Consider the following 14,095-nt stretch of genomic DNA (forward strand, 5'->3'; position numbering starts at 1 on the left):
CTTGTGCTTGTACACAGCGTCACTTTGATAACGAGAGAATAGAGAAGCCGCCTGCAACAAAGTTAGCCGCAGGCGGCTTTTTTCCGGTTGTAAAATATTTGCGGGATGTTAAGATGTTGCAAGGAATCACAGCGATCCTTATAGAATCAACATAGAACCATGGGAAGAGGAGGCTTGCGTTATGGCAATACAAGCGGGGATCATCGGATACGGCCTGTCCGGATCGGTGTTTCATGCACCGATCCTGAGAAGCGTGCCGGATTATAAGGTACACACGGTTGTGTCATCGGATCCGGATAAGGTTCACAAGGATGTGCCGGATACGGCTGTTGTCGACAGTGTGGATGAACTCTTGTCGGTTTCGGAGATTGACGTTGTCATCATTACGAGTCCTAATACAACACATTATGAATATTCACGGTTGGCCCTTGAGGCTGGCAAGCATGTGGTTGTAGAGAAACCGTTCACCGTAACCGCTGCCGAAGCGGACGAGCTGATTGAGCTTGCCAAGCAGAAGGGCGTCCTGCTTACGGTATACCATAACCGCCGCTGGGACAATGACTTTCTGACCGTCCGCAACCTGCTGGAAACGGGAGCGCTCGGCAAGCTTTCCATTTATCAATCACAGTTCAGCCGCTACCGTCCTGAGGTGCAATCCGAGCGGTGGAGAGAGCAGGCAGCTCCCGGTTCAGGCATATTATACGATCTGGGCTCGCACCTGATTGATCAGGCTCTGTTCCTGTTTGGTCTGCCGGAGACGTTATGGGCAGATTTAAGAATAGAGCGCAAAGGTTCCAAAGCGCATGATTATTTTCATCTGGTGCTGGGTTACGCAACGTTCCGCGTCATTCTGCACTCCGGCTCACTGGTACGGCAAGCCGGCCCGAAATTCGAGCTGCATGGCGATAAGGGAAGTTTCCTGAAATATGGGATGGACCCTCAAGAAGGCCAGTTGAAGCAGGGCATGCGCCCAGGGGATGCAGGCTGGGGGGAAGACTCGCCGGATCAATACGGAGAGCTCGCTACCGAGCTGAGCGGGCTGGCAGTCCAAGGTGAGATTGAGACGCTGCCAGGACGTTATCAGGCATTCTACCAGGGACTTGCTGAAGCCATTCTTAAAGGGGGGGCTTTACCCGTCCAAGCGGAGGAAGCCCGCAACGTGATCCGGATGATCGAGTATGCGCTGCAAAGTCATCAGGAGGGACGTACCATCCAAATTACGTAGCAAAGGATCTCTCTTGTGTCAGGTTAACGTTGGTTTACACATAGTTTGCTCCGATTTGTGGGATATTAGGTGATGCAACCCTGGGCACGTCTTTCATAGGGGCGATTGATCCATATCACTACAAAGAAGGAGAGAGGCGGATATGAAGAAACGTGGAGTCCTTCGGTCGGCGCTTGTGCTTCTGATGAGTTTGGCGATAGTGCTGACCATCTCTGGAGCAGTCTTGGCGGCCGGAAGCGGTCCGTTTCACTTTGGATTTAAGAAAAGCGTCAATGGCCAGCTGCCCTCGATCAATGAGGAAGGCTTTAAGGAGCTTCTGCAAAAATACGATGCCATCTTCATGGGCGATGCCGAGCAGAAGGAGCTTTATCTCACGTTTGATAACGGCTATGAGAATGGTTATACCTCCCGTATCCTGGATACGCTCAAAGAGAAGAAGGTGCCCGCCACCTTCTTCGTGACCGGACATTACGTGAAGACACAGGCGGATCTGCTGAAGCGGATGACGGCGGAAGGCCATATTATCGGCAACCATTCCTGGAATCACCCCGATGTTACCACGATTTCGGCAGAGAAGCTGACTGAGGAGCTGGAGCGGGTGAAGAAGGAGGTCATGAGCATAACCGGCCAGCCGGACATGAAGTATTTGCGTACACCGCGCGGCATATTCGACGAGAAGTCCCTTGCAACCAGCAAACAATTGGGATATACCAATGTCTTCTGGTCGCTGGCGTATATGGACTGGGATGTGAAGTCACAGCGCGGCGCACAGTATGCTTACGACAAGGTGACCGCACAGCTGCACCCGGGTGCAGTCATCCTGCTTCATTCGATCTCCAAGGACAATACAGAGGCGCTGGGGCGAATCATTGATGAAGCGAAGAACCGGGGCTACGAGTTTAAGAGTTTGGATCAGATGCAGAAAAAAGCTCCATAAGTGACCGTTTCGCATAGCGTGCAGATGGTATCCGCGAGGATAACCGTCCGCACGCTTTTTTCTGTATCGATCTGCGCGGATGCTTCGCATTCAGGAACGAATGTTTGGTATAATACGCTTCATAAGAACATGAACGATAGGAGACCATCATGCCTCATACTATCCAAATATCCGTAAGGCCGCTGGTGGAATACGTCTTTCGCAGCGGCAGCATTACCTCGGGCTTTCGCACGGCGACCTCCCTCACCGAGGGTACCCGCGCGCATCAGCAAGTACAGCGCGATTATGGCGAGAACGATCAGAAGGAAGTGCAGCTTGAAGTCGAGATTCCGTACGAGGATCTGCTGTTTGTGGTGGAGGGTCGCTGTGACGGCCTGATTCGGGAGGAAGAACGGATCATGATTGATGAGATCAAGTCGACCTCCGGAGATTTGGGCGAGATTACCGAGCACACCTACCCGGTTCACTGGGCGCAAGCCAAAATGTATGCCTATATGTATGCGAAGTTGCATGAGATGCCAAGGATGGCAGTCAGATTGACCTATTTCCAAGTGCCGAGCGGAGAGCGGAAGCAGTTCGTGCAGGAATGGAGTTTGCCTCAGCTGGAATCCTTTGTGCTTGAGGTCGTGGGGGCATATGCTCCCTATGCGAACCTGTTAAGAGAGCATGCCGAGCAGAGAGATCGGAGCATCCGCGAGCTTAAATTCCCGTTTCCTGCCTACCGGGAGGGACAGCGGAAGCTTGCTGGTGCCGTATATAAAAGCATCGGTGAAGGACGGAGATTGTTCGCCAAAGCGCCGACCGGCATAGGCAAAACCATATCCACGCTGTTTCCTTCGGTTAAAGCGATCGGTGAAGGACTGCTATCGCGGATCTTTTACCTGACAGCCAAAACGATTACCCGAACCACTGCAGAGGAAGCCATGGCGCGCATGGAGCGTCAAGGGCTCTGTATGCACGCAGTCACGCTGACGGCGAAGGACAAGATCTGTTTCAGCGAAGCGGAAGGCTGCAGTCAGATGGGCTGTGCGTTCTCGGAGGGCTACTATGACCGGATCAATGACGCCATACTGGATCTGCTCTCGAATGAAACGTTGATCACGAGGCCCGTCATTGAGGATTATGCCCGCAAGCATACGGTCTGTCCGTTTGAGTTCTCGCTGGACGCCGCTTATGCGGCTGATGCCGTCATCTGTGATTACAACTATGTGTTTGACCCGCGTGTATCCTTCAAGCGTATGCCGGAGGAAGTGAAGAAGCGCAGCGTGCTGCTCGTTGATGAGGCGCATAATCTGGTGGACCGCGCGAGAGGGATGTTCTCGGCTGAACTGAATAAATCTGCGTTCTTAGAACTGCAGAGGGCTTATAAAGAGAGCAATCCCACGCTGTACAATACGGCTAAACGGGTCAATAACCGCTTTAAGATTCTGCGCAAGGCCGGTGAAGAGGAAGAGCGGATTGTAGGCTCCCAGCAGCCGGAGATGATGGTCGAACTATTGGAGGACTTTGCCCTCCAGGCGGAAGCCGAACTGATGACAGGCAAAAGCGGGGATGAGGCCGATGCGCTTTTGGAGTGCTATTTTGCCGTACAGGGCTATCTGCGTATCTCCAAGCTGTATGACGACCGGTTTGTCACCTATGCAGAGATGAGTCAGAGCGAGGTGTTTCTCAAGCTGTTTTGTCTGGATCCCTCTTATTTGCTTCAGCAAGCGGCCAAGAATTATCGGTCCAGCGTGTTTTTCTCGGCCACCCTGATGCCGCTCGGCTATTATCGCGATATGCTGGGAGCGGAGGAAGAGGACTACAGCCTCTCGATTCCGTCCCCATTCTCGGCCGAGCAGCTGGATGTGCGAGTTCTGCCATTGTCGACGCGGTTCAAGGATCGGGAGCGGAGCCGTGAGGCCATCGTGCGGATGCTGAGTGCTCTGGTTCAGGAGCAGCCGGTGAATACCTTGATTTTTTTGCCGTCCTACCCCTACATGCAGGATATTCATGAAGACTTCGCCCGAATGAATCCCGGGGCACGCACGCTGCTTCAGGGACACGGGATGAGCGAGGAGGAGCGGGAGGCGTTCCTGAATGCATTTCAGGCGGATGCAGCCGATCCGCTGATCGGCTTTGCGGTAATGGGCGGCATTTTCTCGGAGGGTATTGATCTGAAGGGAGAACGGCTCTCCAGTGTTGTAGTGATCGGCGTGGGATTGCCGCAGTTGTCTTTCGAGAATGACATCATCAGGGATTATTTCGACCGTACCGGCAAGAGGGGATACGATTACGCTTACGTGTACCCGGGGATGAACAAAGTGCTGCAGGCCGGAGGACGCCTGATTCGATCAGAGCAAGACAGCGGTACGCTCACACTTGTCGATGACCGTTTTCTGAATCGCCAATACGGGATGCTGCTGCCAGAGGAGTGGAGAAAGTTTAGGCGAATCTAAATTTTTCATGGGATGTTGACACCTGGAAATTGGAACTCTATAATACGGATATATTAATTAAGCAGAAGGAGGCTGATGTCAAATGGTTATGATGCATAGTGGATGGGTCGCATTGACGTTGGTCTCTTTGGACGGGAAATTCTAATGGTAACGAAGAGGTGAGGCTTCAGATCGAGCCCTCACTTCCATACCTGGAACCCGCAGGAGACCGTGTTTGGTATCCTGCGGGTTTTTTGTGTCTATACTCGGGGTTTGGTACTGTCTTCACGGGGTAACCGTAGGGGCATGATGCCTTCTTCTGGTGTATATTCAGATCAGCCGCAGATACAAATCTGCGGTTTTTTTGTGTTTTGATATAACAACCAAATTGATAATGATAAGGGGATATAACGAATTTGACTAAACAAGAAATGACACCGTTACACACATATGGATGGAATGAACACTGGAGCTTGATGGCTGAGCAGATGCCGAAGCAGGACAAAGAGCTCGTGCCGGCGCGCGTGACAGCCCAGTTCTCAAAGCAATACCGCATTATAACCCAAGAAGGTGAGCAGACGGCTGTTGTCACAGGGAAGTATGAATACGAAGCGGGCAGCAAAAGCGATTTCCCGGCTGTCGGCGATTGGGTGCTGGTCGAGCCGCTCCAGGGCGAATCGCGGGCCGTCATTCATAAGCTGCTGCCCCGCAAGTCCGCTGTCACGCGCAGGGAAGCAGGCAGCGTGCCGGATGAGCAGGTTATCGCCGCGAACATGGATACCGTGTTTATCATTAATGCGCTGAATAAGGATTTTAATGTCCGCAGAATTGAACGCTATTTAATTGCTGTCTGGGAGAGCGGAGCTGCACCGGTCATCCTGCTCACCAAGGCGGATCTATGTGAATCGCCTGAAACATATGTCTCGCTGGTGGAAGAGGTCGCTCTCGGTGTGCCGGTGTTTGTGGTGAGCTCCTTAAAGGACCAAGGGAAGGAGCAGCTTCAAGATTACTTGGTGCAAGGGAAGACAGTGGCAATAACGGGCACTTCCGGGGCGGGCAAATCCACGTTATTGAACTGGCTGTCCGGTCAGGAGATGCAGCGTGTTCAAGGGATTCGGGAAGAGGATGCAAGGGGACGCCATACCACGACACACCGGGAGCTGTTCGTGCTGCCGGGAGGTGCTATCATGGTGGATACCCCGGGCATGAGGGAGCTGCAGCTGTGGGATTCAGAGGAGGGGTTTGAGACTGCCTTTGCGGACATCTCCACGCTCTCGCAGCAGTGTCGATTCCATGATTGCCGACATGAGAACGAAGCAGGCTGCGCGGTCCGGGAAGCATTGCAGGACGGGACGCTGGATGCAAAGCGTTATGCGAATTACAAGAAAACAGAGCGCGAGCTCGCTCATATCGCCCGTAAAGAAAAGGCAAGCACCCGGCGGCAGAACAAGAGCTCTGGCAAGTCGTCACGCAAGAGCGGCAGAGTGCACCAAGGGGCTTATCAGCAGCTTCTATACGACGAGGAATTATAGTGTTACGGGAAGACCGAAGTCGATTTGACTTCGGTCTTCTCCAGGTATATAGTTAGGTAACCAAATAGATTGGCAAACTATCTATTTAAGGAGAAATGGTCTGTACCATGTCAATTCAAGCTTTAGTGCTGTAGAGAAGAGGTGGCCAATGACACAGGATAAACAACCAGACTCACATAATGGAGATACCGTTGACGAGGAAAGACAGTCACGAGAAGAAAGGTGCATGAAGGGGGGCATGCGGGAAGACAGCGTAGCCAGCAGGCTCCTGTACAGCATCCGTATGTTTCATAAGCAGGAGTGGGATCAGCACATGATTTCCGGCTATACCCCTGGTGAAATTCGAGTTCTAATGGGGCTCAGACATCATATCGAGCCTGACGGACCCGGTATGAAGGTGTCGGAGATCAGCAGCATGATGAACGTTACGTCACCAACGATCACGCAATTCATCAACGGCTTGGAGAGTAAAGGCTTGGTGGAGCGAGTGATGGATGCACAGGACCGACGCGCGGTTCGCGTACAGCTTACGGAGGCAGGGAACCGTATTGTCCAGCAAACCTACCTGAAAGTCAAAAACAACTTTAACGAGCTGGTTGATTTTCTCGGTGAAGAGGATAGCGTCAAGCTGACGGAGCTGCTGACGAAGATTTACCAATTCCAAGAACATAAGCGCAATTCGAATGAAACAACATCAGACAACGAGTAGGGGTGGGGGATTTGTTAAAGCTGTTTCAATACATGAAACCATACCGGACAGCGGTCATTTTTGTTCTGCTGTTCACATTTTTCCAATGTCTGTCTGATCTTTACTTGCCGACCTTGATGGCTGACATTGTGGATATCGGCATCGTGAAGGGAGACGTTCCTTACATTTGGAGTGTGGGAGGTTTTATGCTCCTGGTTACAGCAGGCGGCATGGTCTGCTCCATTGCGGCAAGTTATTTGGCATCCAAATCGGCAACCGGTTTTGGCCGGATTCTGCGTGGTCGCGTATTCTCCCATGTCGAGAATTTTACGCTGCAGGAATTTGACAAGATCGGAACAGCTTCCCTGATAACCCGTACCACCAACGATATCACACAGGTGCAGCAGGTCACGATCATGATTCTTCGCATGATGGCCATCGCGCCGATGATGTGTATCGGGGGCATCGTGATGGCGATATCGAGAGATCCGGGACTGACAACGGTGCTTCTGATCGTCCTGCCGATTCTCGCGTTGGCTATTTTCATCATTGCCAAAAAAGGGATTCCGCTCTTCAAGGCCATACAGATCAAGATTGATACACTCAGCCGCGTGCTGCGTGAGAATCTGACCGGAATGCGGGTCATCCGTTCGTTTAACCGCATGGACCATGAGACGGTCCGGTTTAATGATGCCAATGAGGATCTGACAGCCACCTCGATCAAGGTTAACAAAATCATGGGTGCCATGATGCCCGTCATGATGCTTGTCATGAACTTCGCCACGCTGGCGATTGTTTGGTTCGGAGCCCACCGCATAGAAGCCGAACACATGAAGGTCGGGGACCTCATGGCCTTCCTTCAATACGCGATGATGATCATGTTCTCACTGATCATGCTGTCCGTCATGTTTGTCATGATTCCGCGCGCGCAGGCATCGGCAGTCCGGATCAATGAGGTATTGAACATGATACCGGAGATCCATGATCCGAAGCAGCCGCGGAATACCGGCATTCAGACGGGTTCCATTGAATTTCAGGACGTCACCTTCTATTATCCGGGCGCAGAGGAGCCGGCCATATCCGATATCTCCTTCCAGGCAGGCCCGGGTGAGATTACCGCGATTATTGGAGGAACAGGTTCAGGCAAATCAACGCTGATCAGCTTGATTCCGCGTTTCTATGATGTGACCTCCGGGCGGATTCTTGTCAACGGGACGGATATTCGGGACTTGATGCAGGAAGATCTGCGGAACCGGATCGGATTTGTGCCGCAGAAGGCGCTGCTGTTCACCGGTACGATTGCAGAGAATATCCGCTACGGCAAGGAAGACGCAACGGACGAGGAGATTCAGCATGCCGCGAAAGTTGCCCAGGCGGCTGATTTCATCTCTTCAATGGAAGGCGGTTATGATGCCGAGATTTCCCAAGGCGGCAGCAACGTATCCGGAGGCCAGAAGCAGCGGCTCTCCATTGCCAGGGCGCTGGTCCGGAGACCTGAAATCTACGTGTTCGATGACAGTTTCTCTGCGCTGGATTTCAAGACCGATGCGAATCTTCGTGCAGCGCTGAGGGAGGAAACGACCGAGGCTACGGTTCTGATTGTGGCCCAGCGTGTCAGCACCGTCATGGACGCTGACCGAATCATCGTGCTGGAACAGGGACGCATTGCCGGAATGGGCACGCATGGGGAACTTATGGCATCAAGCGATGTGTACCGTGAAATTGTCACCTCACAGCTGTCAGAGGAGGAGATCGCATGAGCGAGAAGAAACGGGGAGGACATCCTCGGGGCCAGGGCGGTCCCTTCGGCGGCGGGCCGCATGGTGCCGGGATGGCAGCCGAGAAAGCCAAGGATTTCAAGGGGACTTTGCGCCGGCTTACACGATACCTTAAGCCCCATACGGGGAAACTGCTGATCGTCTTGACCGCAGCCATCTTGAGTACGATATTCAGCATTGTGAGCCCGAAAATTCTCGGTGATGCAACCACGATCCTGTTCAAAGGATTCATGGCCAAAATGCAGGGCGTACCGGGTGCCGGGATTGATTTTGATGCCATTCGGAATATCATGCTCTGGCTGGCAGGCCTGTATCTGCTAAGCTCGCTGTTTGCTTATATCCAGCAATATGTCATGGCTGGTGTGGCACAGCGGACTGTTTACGATCTGCGCAAGGATGTCTATAACAAGCTCGGACGCCTGCCGCTTAAATATTTTGACGCCCGTACACATGGGGAGACGCTGAGCCGGGTCACGAACGATATGGACAATATCAGCAGTACGCTTCAGCAGAGTCTTACACAGATGATTACCTCTGTGGTAACACTGGTCGGGGTTATCATCATGATGCTTACAATCAGTCCGCTGCTGACTCTGGTGGTTATATTGACCCTGCCGCTCAGCGTGGTGGTCACCATCATGGTTGCCAAGCGCTCTCAGAAGCATTTCGTGGCACAACAGAAGCATCTGGGCCAACTGAACGGACATGTGGAAGAGATGTATACAGGTCATAAAGTGGTGAAGGCGTTTGGCCGGGAACGACAATCGATGGAGCAATTCGATGAAGTCAACGACAAGCTCTATGATGCCGGATGGAAAGCCCAGTTCATCTCGGGAACGATCATGCCGCTGATGAGTTTTGTTGGCAATATCGGGTATGTGATCGTGAGTGTTGTCGGTGGCGTTCTGGTCACCCGCAGAGCAATCGAGATCGGGGATATCCAGGCGTTCATCCAATATTCACGCCAGTTCACACAGCCGATCACGCAGCTTGCCAATATCGCGAATGTCATTCAATCCACGATTGCATCGGCAGAGCGCGTATTTGAAGTGCTGGACGAGGAAGAAGAAGTGTCTGAGCATACGGCTCCGGCAGCCCTCAAGAAGCCGCTCGGCGATGTGTCCTTCCAGAATGTGAGTTTTGGTTATAAAGCGGATCAGCTTCTGATCGAGGATATGAACGTTGATGTGAAGCATGGACAGACGGTGGCTATTGTCGGTCCAACCGGTGCAGGGAAGACCACGCTTATTAATCTGCTGATGCGGTTCTATGAGCTTAACAAGGGCAAAATTACGATAGACGGAACGGATATTACGTCCCTTCGACGGGGTGAGCTTCGCAGCCTGTTCGGAATGGTGCTCCAGGATACCTGGCTCTTTAACGGGACGATCCGGGAAAATATCGGATACGGCCGCGAGGGGACCACGGAGGAAGAGATCATCAGAGCAGCGGAAGCGGCTCATGCCGACCACTTCATCCGGACGCTGCCGGACGGCTATGACACCGTTCTGAACGAGGAGGCCTCCAACATATCGCAAGGGCAGAAGCAGCTGCTCACAATTGCGCGGGCCATTCTGGCGAATCCGTCGATTCTGATTCTTGACGAAGCGACCAGCAGCGTGGATACCCGGACCGAGCTGTACATTCAGAAGGCGATGAATGAGCTGATGAAGGACCGGACCAGCTTTGTCATTGCGCATCGTCTATCCACGATTCGCGATGCGGACCTTATTCTGGTTATGAACAAGGGCAGCATCATTGAACAGGGAACCCATCAGGAGCTGCTGTCGCAAGAAGGCTTCTATGCGGACCTGTACAACAGTCAGTTCAGCGATCAGCATGAGGCTGGATAACAGAATGCAGGCATAATTGAAGTCCCTGAAGACCCCTTCGATTGCAGAAGGGGTCTTCTTATTCCAGCATGGAGGACTGATTTAAAGCTGCAGCATGATGGGTCGGAGGTGAACGGGGACCTATTCAAGCTGTACTGATTAATAGGTTCACGACAAAGGGTAATAATAGAAGCAAGACATTCCGGTACGGATATGAGGGGGTCATGGAATGATGTATAGTCGGGCATTGCTGGTGTACAACCAGAACGCAGGCCAGCAGGAAACGCTGCAGCAGCTGGCGGCGGTAATTCCAGTATTGGCGAAGAACGTGAAGGAGCTGGTGTTGTATCAGACCTTTAAGCCTGGCGAGGGGGAGGCATTGTGCAGGGATCAAGGCGGGACATACGATCTCATTCTCATTATGGGCGGGGACGGCTCGGTCCATGAGTGTGTTAATGGCATTGCAACGCTGGATCATCCGCCGCTCGTAGGGATTTTGCCTGTAGGCACTTGCAATGATTTTGCCCGCTCCATGAATCTGCCGGTGGAGCTTGTGCTCGCGGCTGACGAATTAATGAAGGGACATGTTCGGGAATTGGATATCGGCATGGCTCAAGGCCGGGTGTTCACGAATTTTTTCGGAGTGGGCCTCATTACGGACACGTCGGAGAATATCAATCCGGATTTGAAAGGGAAACTGGGCAAATTGAGTTATTTTATCAGCATGCTGCAAACCGTACGTGCTGCTGAACCCTTCTCTTACAGTCTGGAATATGACGGACATACCAGCGAAGGCGAGGCCGTCATGATCTACATTTCGAATGGCCGTTACCTCGGGACTCGTCCGCTTCCCTTTACGCTCGATTCGCTGTGTGATGGTTTACTGGATGTGCTGATTATCCGTGAAGCCGGACTTCCGCTGTTAAAAGAACTGTTAAGCCGCAAGGTCGAAGGGGAGTGGAAGCCGGCCAATGAGAGCATAGAGTATGTGAAGGCCGCTTCGGTCAAGCTGACCACGGCAAAGCCCATGAAGGCCGATACGGATGGTGAGGTCTATATGGAGGCCCCGGCTGACGTGTCTGTCAGGCCCCGCGGCTTAAGGTTTTTGGTCGGGGGAGAGTGAGTCGGCAGGCATATTTGATATTGCATTTTCATATGGTTCTTTTATAATGATGTTTATATCTTTAAAGGGAGCCATGATCATCATTGAATAAGTCCGAACTGAACCGAATTACGCAAGAGCTTCTACGTCGGTCGGGCAGCAGTGTCACCGTGGAGATGGATACGTATTTTCCAGGGGGCCGGTTAATCGGCGGGAAATATGTGATGCATTCACATCGTGTGACGATGTATACCGAGGTCATACGCCAGCAGTGTCTTCAGCTGTTTGGATCACTTGAGTCGTTTAATGCTTATTATGCGGTGGTGTTTGCCCATGAGCTGGGCCATTCGATGGACCTGAAACTCACGGAACTGTGTGACCGGATGGATGGAACGATCGATGAATGGGATCAGAAGCAGATTGCGCTACAAATCGAGGAAAATGCCTGGAATAATGCGATGCCGTGGATCCAGGATATTGATCCGGCTTTCATTCGTGTCATCGTAGACCGGTCGCTCGAGGCCTACCGGGACGAGCTGGCCCCGGAAATCGCTTAAGCTTGGGCCAGCCCATATCCACTGCCTTCCGCAATCACATGTCCACAGGCACCCGCGAGGGTGTCTTTTTTGATTAGACTGCAGGTGTGATTTAATATCGAATGTGATGCAGAATGAAACCAAAGATGGCAGCCACCACAATGAAAGCGCCTGCTGCAGCGAGGGTCATTAAAAAATCACGGATCAGGCCATGCTGCTGGATGCCGCCTAATTTTTCCTTCGCTTTCCGTTCGGAAACCTCTTCTTTAATGCGATCCAAATATTCAGGGCCAAGCACCATGGCGATTCCTCCTATAACGAATTTATTACGATTATACCAAAAATAGGATGATTTTGGTGTTGATTAGGGAATTAAGGCGGTTTAGAAGCCCGCTATTAAACGAATAACCAATTTAGAGTAAAAAAACGAGGCGGGACCCTTGGTTTCCGCCTCGTTTTTTTATGCGTTACAGCCTCATGATATTTAGTCCTCAGCGTCCAACTGCTTCAATGGCTCTATGGCCGGGCCTTCCAGCACCTTGCCATCATAACGGAATCGGGACCCGTGACATGGACAATCCCAGGAGCGCTCGCCCTCGTTCCATTCCACCTCGCAGCCGAGGTGTGTGCAGGTCGTGTCCACGAGATGCAGATTTCCCTGGTCATCCTTGTAAGCTCCTGCCCGTTGGCCGTTATGACGAACGACGGCACCTTCGCCTATCTTCAGTTCGGTAATGTCGGCATGGGACAGGTCCACTTTGCCAGCCACAAAATCTTTGGCAACCGTCGCATTTTGCACAACAAATGTTTTGATGCTCGGGTCTGCCTTGAATCGGGACGGGTTGAACATGTCGGCATAACGGTTCGTTTTCCCCAAGATTTGATCACTGATGATGTTCGCGGCCAGTGTTCCTGTTGTCATGCCCCACTTGCGGAAGCCTGTCGCAACATAAATCCGGTCATGCTTCGAAGTGATTGGTCCGATGTATGGCAGATTGTCCAGTGTAATCAGATCCTGCGTCGACCAGCGGTAGGGAATGGCGGAAGCCCCCATCAGATTACCGGCAAACAGCTCCAGATTCTCATAATGCTGATGGGTGCAGATGCTGCGTCCCGTGGGATGATTCTCCCCGCCGACAATGACCAGATCCTCACCGTTATAGGAAGCTGAACGCAGGGAGCGCTTTGGCTTATCCACACTCAGGTACATCCCGCCTGGATAGGCCGTCTCAGGTTTAACGGCAATCGCATAGGAGCGTTCCACGTGCAGCCGTGTGAAGAACAATCCCTTCCCGTCATAGAACGGAAAATGGGAGGCGGAAACAGCGTGGTTGCAAGTTATGCGGTGGCCGCCCCGCTTGGTCAGCAGTGTAATCGGTCCTTCGGTTTCAGCCTTTTCATCCATGGTGGTGTTTTCATAGATCCGCCCCCCGAGCATGAGAAACTGTTCGGTCAGGTGCTTTAGATACTGCAGCGGGTGGAATTGGTATTGCCCCGGCATCTTGATAGCTCCCCGTATCGGCATGGGCAGGGGAAGGCTGTCCTGCCATTCTCCCGGAATCCCGAGCTGCTCATAGGCTTTGATTTCGTCCTCCAGCTTCGCGAGATACTTGTCGTCCTCCTGGGCGTAGATATAGGCGTCCTCCAGCTTCAGCCCGAACTTCTCTTCATCCCCGCCAACGATATTCCGTATGAATTCGATCGCTTCCCGGTTTCCTTCGTAATAGAGCCGGGCGTTCTCCTCGCCAAAATGACTCGTCAATTCATGGTAGATCAGCCCATGCTGGGCCGTTACCTTGGCTGTTGTGTATCCCGTCGCTCCGTTCAGTATGCGGCCAGCCTCAATCAATACGACATCCTTGCCGGCCTTGGCCAGCAGGTAGGCGGTTGTAATCCCGGTGATGCCGGCTCCGACAATGGCAACGTCTGCTTCTATATCTTCGGCCAGACGGGGAAAAGTAGGCAGCTCGGTTGTCGCTCTCCACAGCGATTCCGGATATCGCGGCAGCTCTTGATATGATGGATTGGATGGGTTCATTCCGATTCCT

At 52.4% G+C, this 14,095-nt stretch carries 11 protein-coding genes; 9 read left to right on the forward strand and 2 right to left on the reverse strand.

Annotated elements, in window-relative coordinates:
- The first annotated feature begins 181 nt into the window (after positions 1–181).
- The 9 genes from B9D94_RS29985 to B9D94_RS30025 all read left to right on the forward strand — a co-directional run bounded on the left by B9D94_RS29985 (position 182) and on the right by B9D94_RS30025 (position 12,068).
- The gene (locus B9D94_RS29985) at positions 182–1,225 is read left to right on the forward strand and encodes an oxidoreductase (protein ID WP_006207027.1); all 1,044 of its coding nucleotides are present in this window, start codon (positions 182–184) and stop codon (positions 1,223–1,225) included.
- A gap of 142 nt (positions 1,226–1,367) precedes the next feature.
- A complete protein-coding gene (gene pdaA, locus B9D94_RS29990) occupies positions 1,368–2,162 on the forward strand; it encodes a delta-lactam-biosynthetic de-N-acetylase (protein ID WP_006207026.1) in 795 nt (264 codons plus the stop codon).
- A gap of 149 nt (positions 2,163–2,311) precedes the next feature.
- Entirely contained in the window at positions 2,312–4,600 is a 2,289-nt protein-coding gene (locus B9D94_RS29995) for an ATP-dependent DNA helicase (protein WP_148248632.1), read from the forward strand.
- Positions 4,601–4,995: 395 nt separating this feature from the next.
- Complete coding sequence (gene rsgA, locus B9D94_RS30000) at positions 4,996–6,111, forward strand: ribosome small subunit-dependent GTPase A (protein WP_172964018.1); 1,116 nt, start codon at positions 4,996–4,998, stop codon at positions 6,109–6,111.
- 226 nt (positions 6,112–6,337) lie between these two features.
- Positions 6,338–6,820: a MarR family winged helix-turn-helix transcriptional regulator gene (locus tag B9D94_RS30005; protein WP_148248633.1), complete on the forward strand. Its 483-nt coding sequence runs from the start codon at positions 6,338–6,340 to the stop codon at positions 6,818–6,820.
- A gap of 11 nt (positions 6,821–6,831) precedes the next feature.
- A complete protein-coding gene (locus B9D94_RS30010) occupies positions 6,832–8,559 on the forward strand; it encodes an ABC transporter ATP-binding protein (protein WP_036640103.1) in 1,728 nt (575 codons plus the stop codon).
- A complete protein-coding gene (locus B9D94_RS30015) occupies positions 8,556–10,430 on the forward strand; it encodes an ABC transporter ATP-binding protein (RefSeq protein ID WP_076150728.1) in 1,875 nt (624 codons plus the stop codon). Before B9D94_RS30010 ends, B9D94_RS30015 begins: the two co-directional genes overlap by 4 nt.
- 208 nt (positions 10,431–10,638) lie before the next feature.
- Entirely contained in the window at positions 10,639–11,532 is an 894-nt protein-coding gene (locus tag B9D94_RS30020) for a diacylglycerol/lipid kinase family protein (RefSeq protein WP_172964019.1), read from the forward strand.
- 83 nt (positions 11,533–11,615) lie between these two features.
- Positions 11,616–12,068 (forward strand): hypothetical protein, encoded by a 453-nt coding sequence (locus tag B9D94_RS30025; RefSeq protein WP_006207019.1) that lies wholly within the window; start codon positions 11,616–11,618, stop codon positions 12,066–12,068.
- A 91-nt stretch (positions 12,069–12,159) separates the two neighbouring features.
- On the opposite strand, the gene B9D94_RS30030 is transcribed toward B9D94_RS30025, so the two are convergent.
- Together B9D94_RS30030 and B9D94_RS30035 are read right to left on the reverse strand one after the other, a co-directional pair.
- Positions 12,160–12,348, reverse strand: coding sequence for a hypothetical protein (locus B9D94_RS30030; RefSeq protein WP_006207018.1), 189 nt, complete (start codon positions 12,346–12,348; stop codon positions 12,160–12,162).
- Between the two features lie 183 nt (positions 12,349–12,531).
- Positions 12,532–14,085, reverse strand: a complete 1,554-nt coding sequence (locus B9D94_RS30035; RefSeq protein ID WP_148248634.1) for an FAD-dependent oxidoreductase — start codon at positions 14,083–14,085, stop codon at positions 12,532–12,534.
- Between the last annotated feature and the right edge of the window lie 10 nt (positions 14,086–14,095).

It is taken from the genome of Paenibacillus sp. Cedars (genome assembly GCF_003184205.1).
Classification (GTDB): Bacteria; Bacillota; Bacilli; order Paenibacillales; family Paenibacillaceae; genus Paenibacillus_AQ; species Paenibacillus_AQ glucanolyticus.